At 65.4% G+C, this 24,293-nt stretch carries 20 protein-coding genes; 11 read left to right on the top strand and 9 right to left on the bottom strand.

What is annotated here, in order from left to right; translation table 11 throughout:
* Positions 1-69 precede the first annotated feature (69 nt).
* Positions 70-651, bottom strand: a complete 582-nt coding sequence (locus ACQR0U_RS06825) for a beta-1-3, beta-1-6-glucan biosynthesis protein (RefSeq protein ID WP_315712028.1) — start codon at positions 649-651, stop codon at positions 70-72.
* 435 nt (positions 652-1,086) lie between these two features.
* Between ACQR0U_RS06825 and ACQR0U_RS06820 the strand changes: the two genes are divergently transcribed.
* Positions 1,087-2,616 (top strand): beta-(1-6) glucans synthase, encoded by a 1,530-nt coding sequence (locus ACQR0U_RS06820; protein WP_434843086.1) that lies wholly within the window; start codon positions 1,087-1,089, stop codon positions 2,614-2,616.
* Here the strand turns inward: ACQR0U_RS06820 and ACQR0U_RS06815 are convergent.
* Together ACQR0U_RS06815 and ACQR0U_RS06810 are read right to left on the bottom strand one after the other, a co-directional pair.
* Positions 2,576-2,956: a hypothetical protein gene (locus ACQR0U_RS06815; protein ID WP_284416120.1), complete on the bottom strand. Its 381-nt coding sequence runs from the start codon at positions 2,954-2,956 to the stop codon at positions 2,576-2,578. The two genes, ACQR0U_RS06820 and ACQR0U_RS06815, sit on opposite strands and share 41 nt — an antisense overlap.
* Before the next feature lie 108 nt (positions 2,957-3,064).
* Entirely contained in the window at positions 3,065-4,417 is a 1,353-nt protein-coding gene (locus ACQR0U_RS06810; RefSeq protein ID WP_434843014.1) for a hypothetical protein, read from the bottom strand.
* Between the two features lie 135 nt (positions 4,418-4,552).
* On the opposite strand from ACQR0U_RS06810, the gene glmU reads away from it, so the two are divergent.
* Entirely contained in the window at positions 4,553-5,899 is a 1,347-nt protein-coding gene (gene glmU, locus ACQR0U_RS06805) for a bifunctional UDP-N-acetylglucosamine diphosphorylase/glucosamine-1-phosphate N-acetyltransferase GlmU (protein WP_316170504.1), read from the top strand.
* Positions 5,900-5,908: 9 nt separating this feature from the next.
* Here the strand turns inward: glmU and ACQR0U_RS06800 are convergent, their stop codons facing one another.
* Entirely contained in the window at positions 5,909-6,136 is a 228-nt protein-coding gene (locus ACQR0U_RS06800; RefSeq protein ID WP_315712023.1) for a hypothetical protein, read from the bottom strand.
* A gap of 228 nt (positions 6,137-6,364) precedes the next feature.
* Between ACQR0U_RS06800 and glmS the strand changes: the two genes are divergently transcribed.
* The 3 genes from glmS (at position 6,365) to ACQR0U_RS06785 (ending at position 10,134) form a co-directional block, all read left to right on the top strand.
* Positions 6,365-8,191, top strand: a complete 1,827-nt coding sequence (glmS, locus tag ACQR0U_RS06795) for a glutamine--fructose-6-phosphate transaminase (isomerizing) (RefSeq protein WP_316202026.1) — start codon at positions 6,365-6,367, stop codon at positions 8,189-8,191.
* Positions 8,192-8,525: 334 nt separating this feature from the next.
* Positions 8,526-9,140, top strand: coding sequence for a LysE family translocator (locus ACQR0U_RS06790; protein ID WP_315751608.1), 615 nt, complete (start codon positions 8,526-8,528; stop codon positions 9,138-9,140).
* 196 nt (positions 9,141-9,336) lie between these two features.
* Entirely contained in the window at positions 9,337-10,134 is a 798-nt protein-coding gene (locus ACQR0U_RS06785; protein ID WP_434843015.1) for a DUF502 domain-containing protein, read from the top strand.
* A gap of 44 nt (positions 10,135-10,178) precedes the next feature.
* Here the strand turns inward: ACQR0U_RS06785 and ACQR0U_RS06780 are convergent, their stop codons facing one another.
* Positions 10,179-10,553 (bottom strand): VOC family protein, encoded by a 375-nt coding sequence (locus ACQR0U_RS06780; protein WP_315751606.1) that lies wholly within the window; start codon positions 10,551-10,553, stop codon positions 10,179-10,181.
* Between the two features lie 281 nt (positions 10,554-10,834).
* On the opposite strand from ACQR0U_RS06780, the gene ACQR0U_RS06775 reads away from it, so the two are divergent.
* Positions 10,835-12,712, top strand: coding sequence for an autotransporter domain-containing protein (locus tag ACQR0U_RS06775; protein ID WP_434843016.1), 1,878 nt, complete (start codon positions 10,835-10,837; stop codon positions 12,710-12,712).
* Positions 12,713-12,875: 163 nt separating this feature from the next.
* A complete protein-coding gene (locus ACQR0U_RS06770) occupies positions 12,876-13,727 on the top strand; it encodes an NAD(P)-dependent oxidoreductase (protein WP_315826932.1) in 852 nt (283 codons plus the stop codon).
* 196 nt (positions 13,728-13,923) lie between these two features.
* Here the strand turns inward: ACQR0U_RS06770 and recG are convergent, their stop codons facing one another.
* Positions 13,924-16,026: an ATP-dependent DNA helicase RecG gene (gene recG / locus ACQR0U_RS06765; RefSeq protein WP_315826933.1), complete on the bottom strand. Its 2,103-nt coding sequence runs from the start codon at positions 16,024-16,026 to the stop codon at positions 13,924-13,926.
* Positions 16,027-16,221: 195 nt separating this feature from the next.
* On the opposite strand from recG, the gene ACQR0U_RS06760 reads away from it, so the two are divergent.
* Together ACQR0U_RS06760 and mfd are read left to right on the top strand one after the other, a co-directional pair.
* Entirely contained in the window at positions 16,222-16,509 is a 288-nt protein-coding gene (locus tag ACQR0U_RS06760) for a succinate dehydrogenase assembly factor 2 (RefSeq protein WP_315751602.1), read from the top strand.
* The gene (mfd, locus tag ACQR0U_RS06755; protein WP_316170511.1) at positions 16,509-20,024 is read left to right on the top strand and encodes a transcription-repair coupling factor; all 3,516 of its coding nucleotides are present in this window, start codon (positions 16,509-16,511) and stop codon (positions 20,022-20,024) included. The genes ACQR0U_RS06760 and mfd overlap by 1 nt, the downstream gene beginning before the upstream one ends.
* Before the next feature lie 12 nt (positions 20,025-20,036).
* Here mfd and ACQR0U_RS06750 read toward each other — a convergent pair whose 3' ends face one another.
* Positions 20,037-20,258 carry a hypothetical protein gene (locus tag ACQR0U_RS06750; protein ID WP_315712011.1) on the bottom strand — a complete coding sequence of 74 codons (222 nt, stop codon included), beginning with the start codon at positions 20,256-20,258 and terminating at the stop codon, positions 20,037-20,039.
* 116 nt (positions 20,259-20,374) lie between these two features.
* On the opposite strand from ACQR0U_RS06750, the gene ACQR0U_RS06745 reads away from it, so the two are divergent.
* Complete coding sequence (locus ACQR0U_RS06745; RefSeq protein ID WP_410052262.1) at positions 20,375-20,680, top strand: DUF2283 domain-containing protein; 306 nt, start codon at positions 20,375-20,377, stop codon at positions 20,678-20,680.
* An 86-nt stretch (positions 20,681-20,766) separates the two neighbouring features.
* On the opposite strand, the gene ACQR0U_RS06740 is transcribed toward ACQR0U_RS06745, so the two are convergent.
* Complete coding sequence (locus ACQR0U_RS06740; protein WP_315712009.1) at positions 20,767-21,060, bottom strand: hypothetical protein; 294 nt, start codon at positions 21,058-21,060, stop codon at positions 20,767-20,769.
* Positions 21,061-21,406: 346 nt separating this feature from the next.
* Here ACQR0U_RS06740 and ACQR0U_RS06735 point away from each other — a divergent pair, with 346 nt between their 5' ends.
* A complete protein-coding gene (locus ACQR0U_RS06735; protein ID WP_434843017.1) occupies positions 21,407-23,521 on the top strand; it encodes an MASE1 domain-containing protein in 2,115 nt (704 codons plus the stop codon).
* On the opposite strand, the gene ACQR0U_RS06730 is transcribed toward ACQR0U_RS06735, so the two are convergent.
* A complete protein-coding gene (locus tag ACQR0U_RS06730) occupies positions 23,516-24,178 on the bottom strand; it encodes a response regulator transcription factor (protein WP_315751597.1) in 663 nt (220 codons plus the stop codon). The two genes, ACQR0U_RS06735 and ACQR0U_RS06730, sit on opposite strands and share 6 nt — an antisense overlap.
* Positions 24,179-24,293 lie beyond the last annotated feature (115 nt).

Genomic DNA, 24,293 nt, shown 5'->3' with positions numbered 1-24,293 from the left:
TGTCATGCCGCAGCCGCGCATGGCGCCCGGTCGTCGGGATCGTGCGTCCTGCCCGCCTTCAGGCGCCGGTCACTTCGCCGGAGGCTGCGCGGGTGATGGCGAGGCCTGGGGAGCGGGCTGCTGCGTCGGCGCTGGCGAAGCCTGCGCGGCCGGGGTCGAGGCCGGGCCCGGCGCAGGCGCCGCAGCCACCTGCGGCTTGGCGTCCGGATTGATCCAGCAGCCGTGGACGTGGTTGTTCAGCGAGTTCGGCACCTTCGGATCGATCTGCGGGATGAAACGCGTCAGGCAGCGGAAGGCGGCCTGAACGTGGCCGCCGGGGCAGCCGAACCGGTCATAGAGATCAAGGTGGCGGAAGGCGGTATCGAGGTCGTCGTTGTACATCAACTGGACGACGCGGCGGCCGAGCCAGACGCATTCGGGATTGCCGGCCGGGCCGCCACTGAGCGCCTGGGACGCTTCGGTGAATTCGTCGGCCTTGCGCTGGTTCTCCTTCGACACGTCGGCCGGATTGGCCGCCTGCGGCTTTTGGTCCTGGGGATGGTCGCTGCCGCTCTGGGCGAGCGCGCCTGGCGCGCCGATGAGGAGCACGAGGCCCAGAGCCGCCGACAGGCGCGAAACCGAAAACTTGGAGTGGAGCACGCGTCGACCCATAAATTCCCCGATTGTTGCCTTCGTGCCGTCCCCTGACGGACGCAGTGTTGATGCCGATCAAATCAGCCCCGATTGCGGCGGGAGATTGATTCCGACTGTCGCAGAGCGTTCCTAACGGGCGCTTGCGCAGGGGCCCAATCTGGGTTGCGACGTTGCGACGGCCGGGGCCAACCGGGATTCCCAATGACCGGAATCTCGGATTTTGTCCAGCAACGTACCAACTTTCTCGCGTCATCGTAAAAGGGCGATGTGGAGCGGGTACGCCGGGAGCGCCGGAGGGCCCGATCGCCTACTTGGCAGATCGCCGCCGACCGGGTAATCGACACCACCCTGCCTGGAGACACGGAACTGAAATCCCTTCCTACGCCGCTGGCGCTTCTGCTCATATCCTTGGGTGTCATCGCCGCCGCGTGGTGGTGGCTGGCCCAGCCGATCATGCTCGCGCGCGCGCCGATCGAGCCAGCTTCGAAGCTGCAGTGCGTGTCCTATGCGCCGTTCCGCGGCCAGCAGAGCCCGCTGGATCCGACCACCCGTATCGACGCCGAGCAGATCGAGCAGGACCTGGTGCAGCTCGCCAAGATCTCCGAATGCGTGCGCACCTATTCGATCGAGAACGGTCTCGACCAGGTGCCGGGAATCGCCGCCCGCGTCGGCATCAAGGTGATCCAGGGCATCTGGCTCGGCTCCAACAAGCTGAAGAACCAGCAGCAGATCGGCATCGCGGTCGACCTGATCAAGCGCTATCCGAAGGTAATCACGGCCGTCGTGGTCGGCAACGAGGTGCTGCTGCGCGGCGAGATGACATCAGCCGATCTGGCCGCGACCATCCGCGGCGTCAAGGCGCAGGTCACGATTCCCGTCACCTATGCCGACGTCTGGGAGTTCTGGCTGCGCAACCGCGAGCTCTACGACATCGTCGACTTCGTCACGGTTCATATCCTGCCGTACTGGGAGGACATCCCGGTGCGCGCGAAATTCGCCGCCTCCCATGTCGACGCCATCCGCCAGCAGGTCGGCGTCGCCTTTCCGGGGAAGGAGATCCTGATCGGCGAGACCGGCTGGCCGAGCGAGGGGCGCATGCGCGAGGGCGCGCTGCCGTCGCGGGCCAACCAGGCCCGCGTGGTGTCGGAGATCCTCAGCCTCGCCAAGCGCGAGAACTTCCGCGTCAACCTGATCGAGGCCTATGACCAGCCGTGGAAGCGCAAGCTCGAAGGCACGGTCGGCGGCTATTGGGGCCTGATCAGCGACGATACGCGGGCGCTGAAATATCCGCCGGGCGAGCCGGTCAGCAATTATCCGCTCTGGAAGCTGCAGATGGGCGGCGGCATGATCCTGTCTTTCGTGGTGTTCCTGGCCGGCTGGCTGACGGTGCGGCGCCGGCCCTGGCCGCCGCACCTCTCGGCCTGGGTCGGGGTCGGGATCTCCGCGACGACGGCGGGCGTGCTGTTCGGCATGGCCGCGGACAAGATGTTCTATGAGAGTCTCGGTGCCGGCGGCTGGCTGCATTGGGGGGCGCTGCTCGCGGCCGGCGTCCTGGCGCCGATCCTCAGCGCCAATGCGACGATGGCCGGGCGGCCGTTGCCGACCTTTCTCGACCTGCTCGGACCGAATGACGGCCGCAAGCAGTTGAAGATCACCTACCTGCTGGGCCTGGTCCTCGTCGTGGCGGTGCTGATTGCGGCCGAGACGGCGCTCGGCTTCGTGTTCGACCCGCGCTACCGCGATTTCCCGTTCGCCAGCCTGACCATGGCGGTGGTGCCGTTCGCGATGCTGCTCGGCAATCGTCCGGCGCAGGGTCCCCGGCCGATCGCCGAGGCCAGCTTCGCCGGCCTGCTCGCGATCTCCTCGGTCTACGTGATCTACAACGAGGGCCGCGACAACTGGCAGGCGATGTGGACCTGCGCGATGTATCTGCTGCTGGCGTTCACGCTGTGGCGGGCGCGGGCCGCGCAAAGCCGAGGATGAGCAGGCCGATCGCCAGCCCCGACAGCACGATGTTGTAGAGCACGATGCCGAGGCCGGCGGCGATCAGCCCGCCGGTCAGCAGCACGATCGACGGCCGCATCACGTGCAGCACTGCGATCACCAGCGCCGTGGCGCCGAACACCGAATTCTTGAACAGCGTGGTCGCAACCGCCCGGCTCTTGCAGGCCAGCGTCTGCAGGCCGGCGTCGCAGGCGAGCGCGACGCTCGACAGCTCGATCGCCAGATAGCGCAGATAGAGGGCATAGCCGACGGTGACGAAGCCTATGATCAGGAGCCATTGCACCTGATAGGGCGAGAGGCGGAACGGGGTCTTTTTCATGCGCGGGACTATGCTGCGGAAAGGACGTGCGGACAAGCCGCAAAGCCGGTTCGCGGACTGCTTTCACAATCCGTCCCAACCGGCTTTGGCCGCACGTCGATTCGAGCCTCAGGAGCGGCGGAAGAACGACGACAGCGCCGACGGCTGTTCGGGCTTGGGCGCCTCTGCCGGCGGCGGTGCCGGCGCGGCCGCGGCCGGCGGCTCCTCGCGCTTGCCGTGACGCTGCTGCTGGGCCTGTGGCTGATACGTGCGCCGGCGCTGCACCGGCTTCTGGGCGGCAGCCGCGGGCGCGGCCGGCTTGGCCGCCTCCGGCTCCTCGCGGACCGCGAGGCGTTGGCCGTCATAGACGGTGGTCTCGCAAGCGCGCTGGCTCTCGGCGAGGACCGCGCAGATCTTCGCCGCCGTCGCCGCGTCGCCCAATGGGCCGGCGCCGAGCCGCAGTTGCATACCTGGACCGCCCCGGCCTTCCTTCAGGATGATGATCGGCCTGAGCAGGGCGAGGTCGGCATGGGTCTTCACGATATCCCGCCATAGCGCCCGCAGGCCGCCGAGCGAGTTGGCTCCGCCGAGATCGACGGCGAATTCGGTCTTCTGGACCGCCGTGACCGCGGCGTCGGTGCTGTCACTGCCCTTGGCGCCGGCGGCCTCTGCGGGTTCGGCTCTTGCGAGCTTGTCGGTCTCGGCCGGCTTGCCGGCCGGGTCCGAGGCACCACCAGTCGGCTTGGAACCGGTCGCAGCCGGCGATGCGGACGAGGCTGACGGTGTCGGCGAAGGGGCGGAAGAGACCGGCGATGACGAAGCCCCCGATAGCCCGGCCGACATCGGCTTGGCCTGCTCCTGTTTCGTCTTGTCGGCGCTCGCGGCAGCCGGCGGGGTACTCGGCTGAGCCGGACTGGTTCCGGCCGCCCCGTTGGGAACCGGCATGAACGGCGACGCGTTCGCGTATGCGGGCAAGGGGCCGGGTGGCGGGGAACCCGACGGGGCCGCCACCGGGGCCTGGGACTCGACGGCAGCGATCTGTGGCGCGGGGGGCGCCTTGCTGCCGGGGGCGGGATTCGCGGTCGCCTGGGCGCTCTGCTTGGCCAGCGCGCCGGTCACCGAGTCCAATCCCTGCTCGAGCACCGTCACGCGCGCGTACAGCCGGTCGCGATCGGTGTTGAGCGTCTCGATGGCCGCGCCGAGCTGGCGCGCCTCGCCCTGGGTCTCACGGGCCAGCGACTGCAGCAGTTGCGCCTGGCGCGACAGATCGGCCGCGGAAACACGGTCCTGCCGCCATCCCTGTGCGGCCTGATTGGTGAAAACGGCCAGGCCGACGGCGCCGACGGCGCCAGCCCCCCACCAGCCGAGCCGCCACAGCGCGCGGCGATCGAACTCGTTCTCGTCGGCAAACAGTCCAGACAGAGTGGTGCCCGTCTTCTCAGCTGCATTTGCGCCGGCGGATTTGCGGGAGTCCTTAGCCATGAACCTGCCTTAATCGAATCACGAAGCGAACATTAACAGGAAAACCACCAGGGGCTTCAGCCGGTGCGGTTTGCCCCGCGCAGAAAACGCATTATGACAGCGCGACCTATGCGCTCCCTTCATCCCAGGTGTTTCATGACCGCTCGATCCAGTCTGACCATCGTGCTTGCGGCAGGCGAGGGCACCCGGATGCGCACGAGCGTGCCCAAGGTGTTGCATCCCATCGCCGGCGAATCACTGCTCGCGCACGTCCTGGCGGCGGCGCCGCACGGGGATGGCGCCAGCATCGCCGTGGTGGTGGGGCCGGGGCACGACGCGGTCGAAAAGGAAGCCAGGCGCCTGCGCCCGGATGCGGATATCTTCGTCCAGCGCGACCGGCTGGGGACGGCGCATGCGGTGCTGGCGGCGCGGCAGGCGATCGCGCGCGGCGCAGACGATCTGCTGGTCGCATTCGGCGACACGCCGCTGATCACGGCCGAGACGTTCGCGCGGCTGCGGGCGGCGCTGGCGCAGGGCGCAGCGCTCGCCGTGCTCGGCTTTCGCGCCGCCGATCCGACCGGCTACGGACGCCTGCTGCTCGACGGATCGAAGCTGGTCGCGATCCGCGAGCAGGCCGATGCAAGCGAAGCGGAGCGGGCGATCACGCTGTGCAACGCCGGCGTGATGGCGATGGACGGTCGTCGCGCGCTCGCGATCCTCGACCGGATCGGCAATGCCAACAGCAAGGGCGAGTATTATCTCGTTGACGCGGTGGCGATCGCGCGCGAGCAGGGGCTCGACGCGGTCGTGATCGAGACGTCTGAAGACGAAGTGCGCGGCATCAACACCAAGGCGCAGCTCGCCGAGGCCGAGGCCGTGATGCAGACCCGGTTGCGCCGCGCGGCGATGGATGCGGGCGTGACGCTGATCGCGCCGGAGACCGTCTATCTCGCCGCGGATACGACGTTCGGCAAGGACGTGACCATCGAGCCGTTCGTCGTGATCGGTCCCGGCGTGTCGATCGGCGACGGCGCGGTGGTGCATTCGTTCTCGCACATCGTGCAATCCAAGCTCGGCCGCAACAGCCTGCTCGGGCCGTTCGCGCGGCTGCGGCCCGGTACGTCGCTCGGAGACGGCGCCAAGATCGGCAATTTCGTCGAGGCCAAGGCCGCGGTGCTGGAGGCGGGCGTGAAGGTCAATCACCTGTCCTATATCGGCGACGCCCATGTCGGCGCCAATTCCAACATCGGTGCCGGCACCATCACCTGCAACTATGACGGCTTCAACAAGCACAAGACGAACATCGGCGAGGGCGCCTTCATCGGCACCAACACCTCGCTGGTGGCGCCGATCAACATCGGCGCGCGCGCCTATATCGGCTCAGGCTCGGTAATCACGCGCGACGTGCCCGACGATGCGCTGGCGCTGGAGCGCAGTCCGCAGACGACGCGCGAAGGCGCCGCGGCGCGCTTCCGGAATGCCAAGCAACGCCACAAGAAGTGAGCTGAGACATCAGCTTTCGTCGTCTTGGAACTCGGCGAACATCGCACGCGTCAGGCGCCAGCCGCGGCGGGTGGCGTGCTTGACCGGCTCGTTGGTACGGTGCTTGATCGGCATCGGCTTGAGCTCGTTGCTCAAGGTCGGCGGCGGCCAGTGCGCCAGATGGCTCCCGGACGTCGGATGCGACAGGCTCAGCGGGCTGGTGCCCTTGGGATCAGTTGGGCGGCGGCTATAGGTCATGGCGTCCTCTCCGACGCGACAGTCTCTGCGCAAAAGCGTTGACCTGGCGTTAAGTGCGCTCCGAACTGGACCTCCGCATCGAACCGGAGTTGCCTGCAGGCCCTCGGTTAGGGCTCCCACTTAACCCTGTCGCAATCCGCAATAATTATTGAACCTGAAAGCGCGCCGTTTTCGTTAAGACAATGCCACGCTTTTGAATCTCTCTCGACGATTTGGGGACTGGCGCTGATGTGCGGAATCATCGGGATCCTGGGACGCGGGCCGGTTGCCGAGCATCTCGTCGATTCCCTGAAACGTCTCGAATATCGCGGCTACGATTCCGCGGGCGTCGCCACGCTCGAGGGCGATCATCTGGACCGGCGGCGCGCCGAGGGCAAGCTGAAGAACCTCGAGAAGCGGCTCGGGCAGCAGCCGCTGAAGGGACACGCCGGCATCGGTCATACCCGCTGGGCCACCCACGGCAAACCGACCGAGAGCAACGCGCATCCGCATGCGACTGACAACGTTGCCGTGGTGCATAACGGCATCATCGAGAATTTTCGCGAACTACGGGCCGAGCTCGAAAAGCAGGGCGCCAAGTTCGCATCCGAGACCGACACCGAGACCGTCGTCCATCTGGTCAATTCCTATCTGCTGAAGGGCCACACCCCGCAACAGGCCGTGGCTGCGTCGCTGCCGCAGTTGAAGGGCGCGTTCGCGCTGGCGTTCCTGTTCAAGGGCCACGGCAATCTCCTGATCGGCGCCCGCAAGGGCTCGCCGCTGGCGATGGGCTATGGCGACGGCGAGATGTTCCTGGGCTCGGACGCGATCGCGCTGGCGCCGTTCACCGATACGATCAGCTATCTCGATGACGGCGACTGGGTCGAGATCACCCGCGACGCCGGCATCATCCACGATGCAACGGGCGCGGTGGTGAAGCGCGAGGTGCTGAAATCCGGCGCGTCGTCGTTCCTGGTCGACAAGGCCAACTATCGCCATTTCATGGCCAAGGAAATCCACGAGCAGCCGGAGGTCGTCGGCCACACCTTGGCACGCTACGTCGACATGGGCACCGAGCGCGTGATGCTGCCGGCGCGGCTGCTGTTCGACTTCAAAGATATCCAGCGCATCTCGATCACCGCCTGCGGCACCGCAAGCTACGCCGGCTTCGTCGCCAAATACTGGTTCGAGCGCTTCGCGCGGGTGCCGGTCGAGCTCGACGTCGCCTCCGAGTTCCGCTACCGCGAGGCGCCGCTGCGCAAGGGCGATCTCGCCATCTTCATCTCGCAATCCGGCGAGACCGCCGACACCCTGGCGGCGCTGCGCTACGCCAAGTCGCAGGGCGTCCATACGCTCTCCGTCGTCAACGTCCCGACCTCGACGATCGCGCGCGAGAGCGAGATCGTGATGCCGACGCTTGCGGGCCCCGAGATCGGCGTCGCCTCGACCAAGGCCTTCACCTGCCAGCTGATGGTGCTGGCGGCGCTGGCGATTGCCGCCGGCCGCGGCCGCGGCGAGCTCTCTGAGGCCGACGAGGCCAAGCTGGTGCACGGCCTCGTCGAGGTGCCGCGGCTGATTGCGGCGGCGCTGACGGTCGAGCCGCAGATCGAGAAGCTCGCGCGCGAGATCGCCAAGTCGAAGGACGTGCTGTATCTCGGCCGCGGCACCTCCTATCCGCTGGCGCTGGAAGGCGCGCTGAAGCTGAAGGAGATCTCCTACATCCATGCCGAGGGCTATGCCGCCGGTGAGCTCAAGCATGGCCCGATCGCGCTGATCGACGAGACCATGCCGGTCGTCGTCATTGCGCCCTATGATCGCGTGTTCGAGAAGACGGTGTCGAACATGCAGGAGGTCGCCGCGCGCGGCGGCAAGATCATCCTGATGACCGATGCCAAGGGCGCCGAGGAGGCGACCGTGGACTCGCTGGTCACGATCATCATGCCGGACATGGCCGCGACGTTCACGCCGATCGTCTACGCCATCCCGGTCCAGCTCCTGGCCTATCACACCGCCGTGGTGATGGGGACGGACGTCGACCAGCCGCGCAATCTCGCCAAGTCGGTCACGGTGGAGTAGGCGGCGACGTCGCCTGGGATGCTTCGCTGCTGGAGCCAGCACCTTGTGGGCTCATGCCTCGCTCTCGTCACATCGTCATGGCCGGGCTTGTCCCGGCCATCCAGGTTCTCCGGCGCGCTGAGCACGACGTGGAGGACGGGGCCGTCGCCGCGCCGAAGCGGCTTCGGCCGCGCAGGCGGGACGAGCCCGGGCATGACCCGGAGTTAATTGCCGGATTTGCCGCAGCCCTGATTTTACCGACGACGCGCTTGTCATCTGATCCATAATCCGACATCAGCATGTCGCGACGACCCCGGCAGCGGATCGGCCGGTCCGCTTCCGGATAGGGATCCCGATGGCCCTCAACACCTGGCTGCTGTTCTTCGTCACGTCGGTGGGCATCTCCCTGACGCCCGGGCCGAACGGCCTGCTCGCCTTGACCCACGGGGCGCTGCATGGCGGCCGCAGGACATTGTTCACGATCGCGGGCGGCCTGATCGGCTTCATCCTCGTCATCGCGCTGTGCATGTTCGGCATCGGTGCGCTGGTGCAATCGTCGATTACCTGGCTCGTGGTCCTGAAGTGGGTCGGCGGACTCTATCTCGCCTGGCTCGGGATCAAGCTATGGTTCGCCCCGCCGGTGGGCGTCGATCTGGCCGGCCAGATCGTGGCGGCCCGCTCGCACGTGCTGTTCCGCCAGGGCTTCCTGACCGCGGCGACCAACCCGAAATGCCTGCTGTTCTTCAGCGCCCTGCTGCCACAGTTCATCGACCCCGATCGCAGCCTGGCGGTGCAGTTCGCCGTCGTGGCCGTCACCTATACGGTGACCGAGTTTGTCACCGAATGCGCCATTGCCAGCGCGGCGGCCCAGGTTCGTCCATGGCTCGCGCGGGTCGGGCGGCGCTTCAACCAGGTCTGCGGCGGCATCTTCGTGGCGGTCGGGCTGGCCCTGCCGCTGCGTAGCGCCTAGGGCGGCGCGTTGGCCCTTATGAGTGGCTCCTCGCCGCAGCAGGGATTGAAAAATCGACGCCTTGCGCGTTGACTTGGTGCCCGGCTGCCGGGCCACAGGTCAGCGGCAAAGCGCGCATGTGTCGGAAAGAGGGCCTTCGCCCTTCAAAAATCTGCTAAGACCCCTAGGTGAGATTTGATCCGACCCGGAAGTTCGCATGAGTTCCCGCGACGACCTGCCGCCTGAGACCGATCCCTTGGCCGATGCTCCGGCCGAGACGCCCCACCATGGGCTGATGTTCCGGTTTCGCAACTATTTCCTGACCGGCCTCGTCGTCGCCGGTCCCGTTGCCATCACGCTCTACATCACCTGGTGGTTCGTGACCTGGGTGGACGGGCTGGTCCGGCCGTTCGTGCCGCTGGTCTATCGTCCGGAGACCTATCTGCCGTTCGGCGTGCCCGGCTCCGGCCTGATCGTGGCCGTGATCGGACTGACGCTGCTCGGCTTCCTGACGGCCAACCTGATCGGCCGCACCCTGGTCGACCTCGGCGAGCGGCTGCTCGGCCGCATCCCGGCGGTGCGGGCGATCTATCGCGGCCTCAAGCAGGTGTTCGAGACGCTGTTCTCGGGCAAGGGCTCGAGCCTGCGCCGTGTCGGCCTGGTCGAGTTTCCCTCGCCCGGCATGTGGTCGATCGTCCTGATCTCGCAGCCGCCGAGCGCGGAGATTTCGAGCCGGCTGCCCGGTGACGACGAGCAGATCTCGGTGTTCTTGCCGTGCGCACCGAACCCCACCACCGGCTTCTTCTTCTATCTGCCGCGGAGCAAGATCATCGAGGTCGACATGAGCGCCGAGGACGCGGCGACGCTGATCATGTCCTGCGGCGTGGTGCAGCCGGGATCGGACCAGCAGAAAAAGGTCGCGGCGGTGGCCAACATGGCCAACGCCGCGCGCCTCGCCAACGCACCCGCGCAGCCAGCGCCGCACCGCGAGCCCGAGCCGGCCAAGGCGGACTAGGCTGAAAGGCCGACTGGCGCGAAAGGCCAGCCACCGCGGAAGAGCTAGGCCGCATCCTGCGCAACGAACACGCGCAGGCGATGCCCGTCCGGATCGAGCGCGACGAACGTCGTTCCGAAATCCATCCGTGTCGGCGCCTGCGCGATCGAAAGTCCGCGCGCCTTCCAGTCGTCGTGCAGCCTCTGGACCTCGCCGGCATCGCCGACCGCGAACGCGACCTCGCCGAAGCCTGCGGCGCCCGTCGCTGGCGGCTCGACCGTGTGCCGCGACCACAAGCCCAGCATGACGCCCTCGCGCAGCGGCAGCATGGCGAACGTCGGCGATTGTTCGACCGCGGGCCGCCCGAGCAGATCCGCATAGAAGGCCGCGCTCCTCGGCGGGTTGTCGACATAGAGGATCAGAAAATTGAAGTCGGGCATCGTCGTCTCTCCGGTGGCGGCGCCGGTTGCGGCGCTTCAGCCACACGACTAGCCGAGCCCTCTGCCAGATTCTGTCAGCAGCCTTCGTGAGCATGGTCGGTGGCGGTCCGGTCCGCCCAGCGGGCAAACGTGCGCATCGCGGCGCTTTGCACTGCATGATGATGCGCGGAAAGCACAGCCACGGATGTCGTCGTTCCTACAACCAGCGGGCGGTGGTGTTTCGAATGGTCACCATGGAAACATCGGGCAAACAAAAGTAGGGCGTTGGGGAGGCGCGTAGGATGCCTGTGAGTAGGACGACATTGTTGTGTGCGGTCGCGCTGTCCGCGGCGTCCCTGCAACTGACCGCGCCGGCAGCGGCCCAGACCACCTATACGCGCATTCAGGCTTTTGGCGACAGCTACGCCGACACGGGCAATCTCTGGACCTTCACCGGCGGCGCCGGCAAGCTGCCGCTCTATCCCACCGGTCGCTTCAGCGGCGGCACGAATTTCGTCGACACGACCTCGGCGCTGCTCGGCATTCCCCAGCTCAACTACGCGATCGGCGGCGCCATGGCGGGCGATACCAACGTGGTGGCGCCGGGCATTCCCGGCTTCTTCCAGGAATGGAGCGGACTGACGGGCTTCTCCGGCAGGATCTCGTCGACAGACCTGGTCGAGATCTCGGTCGGCGGCAACGATGCGCGGGCCTATTACCGCGCCGGCGGCTCGCTCGCTGGCGCGCCGACGGCCGCGGCCGTCACGGCCCAGCAGGCCATGGCCGGCATCAACGCGCTGGTCGGGGACGGCGCGCGCAGTATCGTGTTCACGGCCGGCGATGTCAGCACCTTGCCGGAGGCCGTTGGCAACGCCAATGCCCCGGCCGGCAAGGCCTACAGCACGACCTATAACAGCCTGATGCAGCAGTCGCTCGCTGGCGTCGCGCGTTCGGGCGTGCGTGTCGAGTACGTCGACACCGGACTGATCGGCACGCTGATCCAGGCCAATCCGTCGCGCTATGGCTTCACCAATGTCGGCGCCTGTCCGATCGCCTGCATCGGCAATCCTGCGCTGCAGAACCAGTATCTGTTCTACGTCGATGGCGTGCACCTGACGTCACACGGCTTCGAGGTGCTGGGGCAGTACATCGTCAACCGCCTCAACGCGCCGCTGACCTTCGCGCCGCAAGGCGAGGTGGGGTCGATCACCGCGATGGGCTTCGCCTCGACCCTGTTCGGCAAGCTCGACATGTTCCGCGAGACCGCGGGCTTTGCTCCGTCGACGATGAACGCCTATGGGGCAATGGGCCGCCCGCCCTACACCAAGGCGCCGCCGCTCGCGCCGGTCGGTCCATGGTCGTTCTACATGCAGGGCAATGGTGGCGTCAGCGACCGCCAGGGCAGCGCCGCCTCGAACGGCTTCAATCTCGACAGCATCGGCGGCACCATTGGCGTCGAGTACCGGCTGTCGGCGAACACCATGATCGGTACCGCCTTCGACTATTCCAATCCAAAGGCGAGGCTGTTCAACAGCGCCGGCACCACGGATGCCAACTCCTATCAGTTCGGCCTCTACGGGGCCTGGGCCAGCAGCAGCCTGTTTGCCGAGGGCCTGGCGACGATCGGCCATCAGGACTATCGCAACACGCGGCCGGGCGTGGTCGACACCATCACCTCCAATCCCGGCGGCACCACCTTCGTCGCGGCCGGCAAAGCCGGTTACCTGTTCGATGCAGGCACGGCGAAGCTCGGCCCGATCGGCGGGCTGACCTATGCCCGCGCCCGTGTCGACGGCTTCACTGAGACCGGCGATCCTGCGCTCACGCTCGCGGTCGGCTCGCAGACCGCCGAGACCCTGATCGGCAGCGTCGGCGTGCAGCTGCGCACCCCGTTCCAGGTGCAGGGCAACGTCATCAATCCGTACCTGAACCTGACGCTCGATGACGACATCATCGGCAACGGCCGCCTGATTCAGTACAGCGCGACCTCGGCGCCCGTCATCGTCAACAACTGGACGGTTCCGAACGGCACCTCGCACAACGTCTACGGCCGGGTGAGCGCCGGCGTCGTGGCGCCGTTCTGGAGCAATGTGGCGCTGACGGTGAACGTGTCGCGCACCATCGGACGCACGGGTGGCGACGATTTCTTCGGCAGCGGGGGATTGAAGATCGCGTTCTGAGGTCTGCCGCGGCGGTCAGCGTTCTCGGGGGCTCTGAGGGGAGCGTTGACGCTGCGGCCAAGGCGAGGGCAGCCCGGAAGGGCTGCCCTTCGTTTTCGTGCCTTCAATTTTGTCATGGGGTGCGCATAGTCTTCGAGACCATCGTTGGAATCGGAGCGTCATCATGCCTCCCAGCATTGCCGTCATCGCGCCCGGCGCCATGGGCAGCGCCATCGCCGCCCGTCTCGTGGAGCACGGCTGCAAGGTTCTGACGTCGCTCGAGGAACGCAGCGCGGCGACGCGGGCGAGGGCGGCCGCATCCGGCATGGTCGGCGCCAGCGACGCCGAGATCGCCAATGCCGACATCATCCTGTCGATCGTGCCGCCGGGCGAGGCTGTGGCGCTGGCGGAGCAGCTCGCGACGGTCATCAACCGGAATTCGAAGAAGCCCATCATCGTCGACTGCAACGCCGTCAACGTCGAGACCATCCGGACCATCGAGGACATCGTGCTGTCGTCGGGCGCGCGCCTGGTCGACGCCGCCATCATCGGTCTGCCGCCGAAGCCCGGCACGAAGGGACCGGCCTTCTATGTGAGCGGCGAGGCGGCAGCCGATGTCGCCGCGTTGGGCGAACTCGGGCTCGATCTGCGCCGGATCGAAGGGCCGATCGGCGCGGCTTCGGCGCTGAAGATGGCCTATGCCGGCATCAACAAGGGACTGACAGGGCTCGGCGCCGCGATGGTGCTGGCCGCCACCCGCGCCGGCGCCGCCGACGCGCTGCGCGACGAGCTGGCGCTGAGCCTGCCGCACGTCCAGGCCCGTCTCGCCAACGCACTGCCGGACATGCTGCCGAAGGCCTATCGCTGGGTCGCCGAAATGCGCGAGATCGCGGGGTTCCTCGGCGAGGATCATCCGGCTGCTCTGATCTACGAGGGCTTTGCGCGGTTGTTCGAGCACATTGCGGCGGACGTGCAGGGCGAGGGCACCGACGCGGCGCAGCTGGTGGCGTTCGCCGAGAGTTGCAAAACGAAGTAGACGATTTCAGCTCGTCGTCCCGTGCGAGCCACGACGCGCGATAGCCCATCGTGGCGCAGACCCGGACCCATACTCCGCGGCGGTTGTGAGGTGCGAAAAAGCCCATCGCCATCCTGCCTCAAACTGATCCCTGGGGTTAAGGGTCCCGGCTCAGGGCCGGGACGACAGGGGAGTTTGTTGATGCACCTTCTGCTGATCAACCCGCCGTCAGCAGCGGGATCGCCTCGTCGCGTTCGTAGAGATACAGCAGGCAGCGCAGCGCATCGCTGCGCGGGCCCTTCAGCTTCGGGTCTTCCTTGAGTATCCGCAGCGCCTCGTCGCGGGCCTGGGTGATCAGTTGGGCATGCACCTCGGGCCGCGCGATGCGGTAGCCGGGCAGGCCGCTCTGGCGGATACCGAGCACGTCGCCTTCGCCACGCAGCTTGAGATCCTCCTCGGCGATACGGAAGCCGTCAGTAGTCTCTCGGATCACGGCGAGGCGGGCCTTCGACATCGGCCCGAGCGGTTCGCGATAGAGCAGGATGCAGGTCGAGGCTTCCGAGCCGCGGCCGATCCTGCCGCGCAGCTGGTGCAACTGCGCCAGGCCGAAGCGCTCGGCGTTCTCGATCACCATGATGCTGGCCGCCGGCACGTCGACGCCGACCTCGACCACGGTGGTCGCAACCAGCAGGCGCAGCTCATGGGCCGCGAACCGCCCCATGACCTCGTCCTTCTCGCTGCCCTTCATCTTGCCGTGGACGAGGCCGACCTTGTCGCCGAAGCGCTCGCGCAGGCTCTCGAAGCGATCCGTCGCGTTGGTGAGATGATCGATGCCCTCGGCCTCGGATTCCTCGACCAGCGGGCAGATCCAGTACACCAGCTTGCCGGCATCGAGCGCGCGGCCGACGGCGTCGACGACCTCGCCGAGCCTGGTGTCGGCCACCGCGCGGGTGTCGATCGGCTGCCGACCGGCCGGCTTCTCGCGCAGCTCGGAAATGTCCATGTCGCCGAAATAGGTCAGCACGAGGGTGCGCGGGATCGGCGTCGCCGACAGAACCAGCACGTCGACGGCCTCGCCCTTCGAGGTCAGCGCCAGCCGCTCGCGCACACCGAAGCGATGCTGCTCGTCGACGATGGCGAGCGCCAGCGACTTGAAGACCACGTCGTCCTGGATCAGCGCGTGCGTGCCGATGAGGATGTCGATCTCACCGGCTTCGAGTCGGGCGAGGATGTCGCGGCGTTCCTTGCCCTTCTCGCGTCCGGTCAGGATGACCACGTTCATGCCGGCGCGCGCGGCGAGCGGCGCGATGGTCTTGGCATGCTGGCGCGCCAGAATCTCGGTCGGCGCCATCAGCGCGGCCTGCTTGCCGGCCTCGGCCACGGCGGCCGCCGCCAGCAGCGCTACCACCGTCTTGCCGGAGCCGACGTCGCCCTGCAGCAGCCGCAGCATCCGCACCGGCTTTTCGAGATCGGCGGCAATCGCGGCCATCGCCTCGGCTTGCGAGTTCGTCAGCGCATAGGGCAGGGCGTCGATGATCTTGCGGCGCAGCCGGCCGTCGCCGGCATGGCGGTTGCCCGCGGGCCGGCGCAGCTGCGCCCGCACCAGGGCCAGTGCCAATTGGCCGGCGAGCAGCTCATCGAAGGCCAGCCGCGACCAGAACGGGTTTTCCGGCAGGATGTCGGTCAGCTCCTGCGGCACGTGCACCCGCGTCAGCGCCTCCTTCAGCGAGGGGAAGTTGCAGCGTCGGAGCACCTCCGGACTGATCCATTCCGGCAGCTCAGGCAGCTTGGTCAGCGCCGCAGCGATCGCCCGCCGCAGCGAGCCGAGCGCCAAGCCTTCGGTCAGCGGATAGACCGGATCGATGCCCGAGAGCTTGGCGAAGCCGGCCTCGTCCAGGATGCGGTCGGGATGCACGATCTGCGGCACGCCGTCATACATCTGCACGGTGCCGGAGACGTAGCGCTTGGCGCCGACCGGAAGCATCTTCTCGATGTAGTCGCCCTTGGGCCGGAAGAACGTCAGCACGACGTCACCGGTCTCGTCGCTGGCGTAAACGAGGTATGGCGCGCGCGCGTTGCGCGAGGGACGGTGGCGGTCGACCGTGACTTCGAGCGTCACCACGGTTCCGACCTCGACGTCGCGGACCTTCGGCCGGTTGCGGCGGTCGATCACGCTGGCCGGCAGATGCAGCAGCAGGTCGACCAGCCGCGGCGTCTCGGTGCAGCCGAGCAGGTAGCGCAGCAGCTTGTCCTGCTTCGGTCCGACCCCCGACAGGGTCGTGACCGGCGCAAACAGAGGATTGAGGATGCTGGGGCGCATGGAGCGAACACTTAAAGCGGTTTGGGAGCCGGAATAGCCGCGAATGCCGAGACATCCACGTCTTTTTCTCAGGTTCGAGGTGCCGGGCATGCCGGTTCTGCAGCCCGGGAGGGGCTGACAGGGGCGCTGTGCACCGCTATATCAACCGCGCCCGGCACCGTCCGGGCTTTTGGCGTTGAACAGCAGGATGTCGCGATGACCGGAACGACCCGATCGAGCCAAGGCCTTGACGACCGCCGCAAGCGGCTCCTGTTCCGCTGCTGGCATCGCGGCACCCGCGAGATGGATCTGATCCTCGGCCGCTTTGCCGACGCCGAGATCGGCGCCCTCAGCGAAGGCGAGCTGGCCGAGCTCGAGCAACTGCTCGAAGTCCCCGACCCGGACTTCTATGCCGCGGTCACCGGCGCCCGGCCGCTGCCGCCGGAGCAGACTCCGGCGCTGTTCGAGCGCATCAAGGCGTTCCGCGCGGTGGGCGCCGATTGATGAAGAGCCCGGTCAAGTCGCCCGCCGAGCACCTCGCGCCGGGGCGCGCGCTCACGCTCGCCAACGTCGCGGAAGGCGCCGAAGGCCTCGTCGTCTCCGACCTCGCGCGCGCCACCGCGGCCAAGCCGAAGCCGCCGGCGGTGAGCCTCGCCGTGGTCTGCCGCGACGGCAACCGGATGCAGCAGCTGGCGCGAGCGCTCGACTTCTTCGCGCCGGATCTGCCGGTGATGCAGTTCCCGGCCTGGGACTGCCAGCCCTATGACCGCGTCTCGCCACATGGCGGCATCCTCGCCCAGCGCGTGACCACGCTCGCACGGCTGTCGCGCCTCGCCGGCAGCGACAAGCCGCTGATCGTGCTGACCACCGTCAACGCCATCGTGCAGCGCGTCCCCTCGCGCGACACCATGGCGGGGCAGGCGCTGTCGGTCGCTCCGGGCCATGTCGTGCCGATGGATTCGGTGATCGCCTGGCTTGAGCACAATGGCTACCACCGCTCGTCGACCGTCCGCGAAAGCGGCGAATATGCCGTGCGTGGCGGCATCCTCGACCTGTTCCCGGCCGGCCTCGACCAGCCCGTGCGCTTCGACTTTTTCGGCGATAGCCTGGAATCGATCCGCACCTTCGACGCCGAGACCCAGCGCACCCTGCTCGACATGCGCTCGCTCGACCTCGTGCCCGTTTCCGAATTCCAGCTCGTCACCGACACCATCCGCCGCTTCCGCATGGGCTATGTCGCCGAGTTCGGCGCGCCGGAGCGCGACGATGCGCTGTACGAGGCCGTCAGCGAAGGCCGCCGCTATCCGGGCATGGAGCACTGGCTGCCGCTGTTCCACGACAAGATGGAGACCTTGTTCGACTATCTGCCGAACACACCCATCGTGATCGAGCCGCAGGGCGAGGATGCCGCGCGCGAGCGCTTCAAGCAGATCATCGATTATTACGACGCGCGCCGCGAGGCGATGGAGCATCCCGGCGGCGGGGCGATCTACAAGCCGCTGACGGTCGACCGCCTCTATCTGACGTCCTCCGAATGGGCCGAGCGGCTCGCCGCCGTCCCGCTGGCGCGTGTCACTCCGTTCGCGGTGCCGGAGAGCGCCAACGTCGTCGACATCGGCGCGCGACAGGGCCGCAACTTCGCGCCCGAGCGCAACGATTCCGCCGTCAACGTATTCGAGGCCGTGGTGGCGCACGTGCAGGCGCTGCAATCGGTGCGCAAGAAGGTCGTGATCGCGCTGTGGAGCGAAGGCTCGCGCGACCGCATGGCGAGCATGCTGAAGGATCACAAGCTGATCCATGTCACCAGCGTCAACACCTGGCGCGTGGTGCAGGCGACGCCGCGCAACGAGACCATGCTCGCGGTGCTCGGTCTCGAGACCGGCTTCGAGACCGATCAGATCGCGGTCATCTCCGAGCAGGACATTCTCGGCGACCGCCTGGTGCGGCCGCGCCGGGCGAGCCGCAAGCTCGACAATTTCATCTCGGAGGTGACGAGCCTCGCGATCGGCGACATCGTCGTTCATGTCGATCACGGCATCGGCCGCTTCGTCGGGCTGCAGACGCTCGAGGTCGCCGGCGCGCCGCATGACTGTCTCGAGCTGCGCTACGCCGGCGAAACGAAGCTGTATCTGCCGGTCGAGAACATCGAGCTGTTGTCGCGCTACGGTTCCGACCAGACCAATGTCGAGCTCGACAAGCTCGGCGGCTCCGGCTGGCAAACACGCAAGGCCAAGCTCAAGAACCGAATCCGCGAGATGGCCGGCGAGCTGATCAAGATCGCCGCCGAACGCATGCTGCACGAGGCGCCGAAGCTGCCGGTGCAGGCCGGCCTCTATGACGAGTTCTGCGCGCGCTTCCCCTATGACGAGACCGAGGATCAGCTCGCTGCGATCCAGGCGACGCTCGCCGATCTCGAAGCGGGACGTCCGATGGACCGGCTGGTCTGCGGCGACGTCGGTTTCGGCAAGACCGAGGTGGCGTTGCGGGCCGCGTTCGCGGTCGCGCTCGACGGCAAGCAGGTCGCCGTCGTCGTGCCGACCACGCTGCTCGCGCGCCAGCATGCAAAGACTTTCGCTGAGCGCTTCAAGGGCTTTCCGGTCAACGTCGCACAGGCGTCGCGGCTGGTCAGCACCAAGGAGCTCAATCAGGTCAAGAAGGGCCTCGCCGACGGCTCGGTCGACATCGTCGTCGGCACCCATGCGCTGCTCGGCAAGGCGATCAAGTTCCGCGATCTCGGCCTCGTCATCGTCGACGAGGAGCAGCATTTCGGCGTCAGCCACAAGGAGCGGCTCAAGCAGCTGCGCGCCGAGGTGCATGTGCTGACCCTGTCGGCAACGCCGATCCCGCGCACCTTGCAGCTCGCTCTCACCGGTGTGCGCGAGTTGTCGATCATCGCCTCGCCGCCAGTCGATCGTCTCGCCGTTCGCACCTTCGTCGCGCCGCATGATCCCGTGATGATCCGCGAGGCGCTCTTACGCGAGCGCTATCGCGGTGGCCAGGCGTTCTACGTGGTGCCGCGCATCGACGATCTCGCCGAGGTCAAGGAGTTCCTCGACAAGACCGTGCCGGAGATGAAGGTCGCGGTCGCGCACGGCCAGATGGCGCCGACCGTGATCGAGGACATCATCGGCGCATTCTACGACGGCAAGTTCGACATCCTGCTGTCGACCACGATCGTCGAATCCGGCCTCGACATTCCCCGCGCCAACACGCTGATCGTGCACCGTGCCGACATGTTCGGCCTTGCCCAGCTCTATCAGCTGCGCGGCCGCGTCGGCCGCTCCAAGCTGCGCGCTTATGCGCTGTTCACCCTGCCGTCGACGCACAAGATCAGCCCACTGGCCGAAAAGCGCCTGGGCGTGCTGCAGTCGCTGGAGACGCTGGGGGCCGGCTTCCAGCTCGCCAGCCACGACCTCGACATCCGCGGCGCCGGCAATCTGCTGGGCGACGAACAGTCCGGCCACATCAGGGAGGTCGGCTTCGAGCTCTATCAGTCGATGCTGGAGGAGGCGATCGAGAACCTCAAGGCCGGCATCACCGAGCCGACGGTCGACCGCTGGTCGCCGCAGATCACGATCGGCATGCCCGTGCTGATCCCCGAGGACTACGTCTCCGACCTCTCCGTGCGGCTGTCGCTGTACCGCCGGCTCGCCGATCTCGAGACCGACGACGAGATCGAGAACTTCGCCGCCGAATTGCGCGATCGCTTCGGCAAGCTGCCGGACGAGACGCGCTATCTGTTCAAGGTCGCCGCGATCAAGAACTACTGCCGCCGCGCCAATGTCGAGAAGGTCGATGCCGGCCCGAAGGGCGCCGTCATCGCCTTCCGCGACAACAGTTTTGCCTATCCGGACCGCCTCGTCGCCTTCATCAAGCGTCACGGCCAGGCCGCCAAGGTCCGCCCGGACATGAAGGTCGTGTTCCTGCAGGTCTGGGAGACGCTGGAAGAGCGGCTGGCCGGGACCACGGATATTCTGAAGGACCTGGCGGAGCTCGCGGAGAAGAAGAAGGCGGCGTAGCGCAATGGAGCGTTAGCGAAGCATCCAGCCGAAATGCAACGCAAGGCTGGCGATCGTGAAGACTGAGACGATCGCGATCACGCTGATCCAGTCGGTCTCATCGCGAGATTGTCGGTTTTGCATCGCGCCATCCTTCGCTTCGTCAGACGCCCCCGAACTAAGGGTGATAGCATCAGACGAGTGGGGCAAATGCGCGATCTGAAGATGCCAGTGTTCGGTTGAGATCGTGGCCAAGCCGATGAGATCTGACGACCGAAGTCAGGATATGCGAGCCACGCGCACACGCCGTGTCTTGGACTTGCTGGAAGCGATCCCTTACAATTTATGGTACGCTCGGCTAATTTCTTGGGATGGCGGGCACGGCGCCGTCTTGCGCTCACATATGGCGAGATCGTGCATGCGCGTGTACCCACCTTACGGACGTTGATGCGCCTGCTTGGGAGATGTCGATGACGCAACGTAACATCGCACTTCGCATCAGTGCAGACGATCCGAACGTGGCGTATCTGATGTTGCCTGAGCATCCCGGGTCAGGAACAAAGGGGTGCTCTGCCAGGCAAGTACCATTGTCTGACCTTCTTTCATACGTTGGCGCCGACATAATCCTGGATCTCGATGCGGATGGGCGGCTCATCGGAATTGAAGTGCTTGCCTGAGGCAGGCTTACTAGTGGGCTTCACGACGCCGCGCGCTGCGGCTCGCCATAGACCCGGGCCAGCAGCGTGCGTGCGGTGTCGCCCTGCTACAGCGCGGCGACGGTCACCGCCGTCTCCATGCGCGCGTTGCGCTTGCCATGCGAGGTATGGCGCATCACGGCTCGACAGCCGCCGCACGATCGCATGGCCGAACGCAGATCGGTCTCGGCGAACACGACCACGACCGAGCCGTTGTCCTCGTGGGTCCCGAAATCCATCCGGCGCATCAGCCGGCTGATGATGCGCGCGCCGTCATATTGGGCGCGGGGGTTGACGTGATCGAAGGCGAAGCGCGCGACGGCAAGGCCGCCGCCATTCTTCAGCCGCCAACCTCCCCGCAACGGGCGAACGGCTGCGCAACCCCGACCAGCTCCGCCAATCGCCCGTTGCTGCACCCGCGCCACTCGGCGTCAAACCCAACAGGACTCTAAATCCTACCGGATGAAACTTCGGTGGCAGGTCAGTTGCAGAACAGGGCGGGCCTGCGATGCTCGCCGGTATCGGCATCATGCGAGCGCTAGCTAAGTCCGGCTCGAACGCGTGTGCAACCTTGAGATGGTCGCACGAGTCCCTAAAGAGGATTAATGTTTCACAGATTTTTATCAACGAGATCAGTTTCGCAGATCTTCAAGAAGATCAAAGGTCAGTTGTGGGGGGCGATCCAACTGCCTAGTTCAGGCATCGACGATGTCCGATCCACGATCACTATCGCCGGAGATAAATTTCCGCCGAGGCATTAGCTATGCCGGCGGTCTGGTCGCAATTGGACTGATCTATTTCGCCCTGGCAAAAGGTGGCCTTGCTCTCGCCTCTATTCATCCCAGTGCAACGCCAATTTGGCCACCGACAGGTGTCGCGCTGGCGGCGGTGCTGTTGTGGGGATATCGGACTTGGCCCGCAATTTTCACGGCGGCGGTGATCGCCAATGCGACGACCGCCGGCTCGGTTGCCACCGCGATTGCGATTGCGACCGGTAACTCTCTTGAAGCGGTTGTTGGCGCTTACCTAATCAATCGATGGTCGAGCGGATGTAATACGTTTTCGACGCCATATTCTGTCGCGAAGTTTACCTTGATTTGCCTCGTGATCGCGACACCGATCAGCGCCAGCATTGGACTGTCCAGCCTGGCAACCGCCGGGTACATCGAACGGACGAATTTCGCAAACGCCTGGGTCACATGGTGGCTGGGAGATGTGACCGGCGCGCTGGTCATTGCCCCCGTTATCGTGCTTTGGGCATCAAGCCCCTACCATGCTTTCAACCGCAAGGAATTTTTGGAGACGGTCGGCGTCCTCGCAACAGCGGCGGCTGTTGGACTCATTGCTTTCAGCCCCCTGATCGAGCAAACGCCGAGCCGAAATCCATTGGGTTTTCTCGCGATCCTGCCAATGTTGTGGGCGGCGCTGCGCCGCGGTCCACGTGACACCGCAACGGTTGCGCTGGTGCTTGCGGGGATCACGATTTGGGGGACGCTCACGGGCGGCGGCCCCTTCACGACCGTGGATCTCAACGTTTCATTCCTGCTGGTATTGATGTTTTTGATCAGTATTGCCGTTCCAAGCTTGCTACTGAGCGCCGACGTCGAGGTGCGCAAGAAAGCGGAGGAAAGTCTGCGCCACGCGCAGATGGAACTCGAACGGAAGGTCGCTGAGCGTACGCAAGAGCTGGAGCTCGCCAATGCAGCAAAATCGCGCTTTCTTGCCATGGCAAGCCATGATTTGCGGCAGCCATTACATGCACTAGGCCTGTTCGTTGCACAGCTGCGCACGCCGCTCAAATCGGGGGAAAGGACAAAGACGATCGAGCGGATCGATGCAACGCGCAAAGAAATGGATGAAATGTTCAACTCGCTCCTGGATATTTCCAGGCTCGATGCTGGAATCCTTACACCCAAAATTACCGAATTCCCGATCGCGCGCCTGTTGCAAACAATTGAGACTACGTTTGATCAGGCAACGCGAGAAAAATGCTTGCGTCTACGCGTTCGGCGAAGTGACGCCTGGGTGCGGAGCGACGCCATGCTGCTCGAACGCATACTGCTCAATCTGGTATCCAATGCTGTGCGCTATACGTCACGGGGCGGGATCATCGTCGGATGTCGTCGGCGCGGTGAAATGTTGCGTATCGAAGTATGGGATAGCGGTCCCGGCATTCCTGAGGATCAGAAGCAGAATATCTTTGGCGAGTTTTTTCAACTACCCGGCCCAGAACGGAACCGGTACGGCGGCCTGGGGCTCGGCCTGGCTATTGTCGACAGGCTTCGCGTACTTCTCAACCATCAAGTCGACTTAGCTTCGACTGTGGGCCGAGGTTCGCGATTCTCAATCCTGATTCCGATGGCCGATAAATGCGTCAGGTCCACTGAGCCCGTCGACTCACCTCGCCCCGCAGCGGTCGAAGGTAAGGTAATTCTTGTTATTGCCGATGCTCCAATTGTGCGAGAGGAGACGGGCGGATTGCTTGGCAAATGGGGATACTCCGTCCTTACCGCCGGATCCGACGAAGCTGCGCTCATCCGACTGGCTGAGCGCCAACAACGCCTCGATCTTATAATCTCGGACTATCATCTTGCCAGCGGAAAGACCGGTATCCGAGCAATTGAACAAATTAGTGCGGCGTTTGGCTCGTCAATTCCAGCTATCCTCACCAGCGGCGATACGGCACCCGAACCATTACGTGACGCTAAGGACAGAGGGTACATTTTGCTGCACAAACCTGTCGACCCAATGCGGCTCCGCGCTGTCATGCACGAGTTCTTGAGGGATCAAGGCGATAGGAGAGACACCGGGGCGGCGCTATGAATCAGATTTCGGCGACAAGTCCCAGCCCATTTTTCCTACTTCTATTACTGCCTCGGTGCGACTCGTTACATTGAGTGCCTTGAGAACGACCGTGATGTGGTTCTTCACGGTCGGCACGGCCATATCGAGGGTCTTGGCAATGATCTTGTTGCTTTTTCCCTTCATCAGGAGCGCAAGCACTTCAATCTGCCGATCGGTCAACCCGAGACCCTTGGGAGAGTCCCGCGTCGCTAGCTTATTTGCAGGCCGCGGAGACGTTGGTTCCTCAAGTATCTCCGAGGGAATGTAAATGCCGCCAGAGAACACTAACTTGATGGCGTTGAGCATGACCTCACGTTCGGTAGTTTTCGGGATGAAACCCAGAGCGCCAAGTTTGAAGGCACGCTTGACTGTATCTTGATCATCCGAGGACGAGAGAATGACGATAGCAATGGTCGCATAGCGGTCACGCAGTTCGCGGAGGACAGAGAAGCCATCTCGATCAGGCAAATTGATATCAAGCAAAATGAGGCTGATGTCAGGATGTTCCTCGACTATGTGCACTGCCTCACGGCCGTTCGAAGCTTCAAAAATGACGGAGTCTCGCTTCAGTTGTTTCACGACAGCGTGCAACGCCTCGCGGATTAATGCATGGTCGTCGACAATAAGAACTTTCATAAAAGCTCTCCGTCATCCCATTGCACGGAGATCCAACTCAAAAAACATACACCCACCTTCGGGTCTTTGGCGAGGAAGAAGCTGGCGGAAGACTGGCTCTCGATACCGTCTATCC

The sequence above is a fragment of the Bradyrhizobium sp. HKCCYLRH3097 genome (assembly GCF_051167875.1).
Taxonomy (GTDB): domain Bacteria; phylum Pseudomonadota; class Alphaproteobacteria; order Rhizobiales; family Xanthobacteraceae; genus Bradyrhizobium.
The sequence above is the reverse complement of the archived record's forward strand: the minus strand, read 5'-3'. Positions and strand labels throughout refer to the sequence as shown.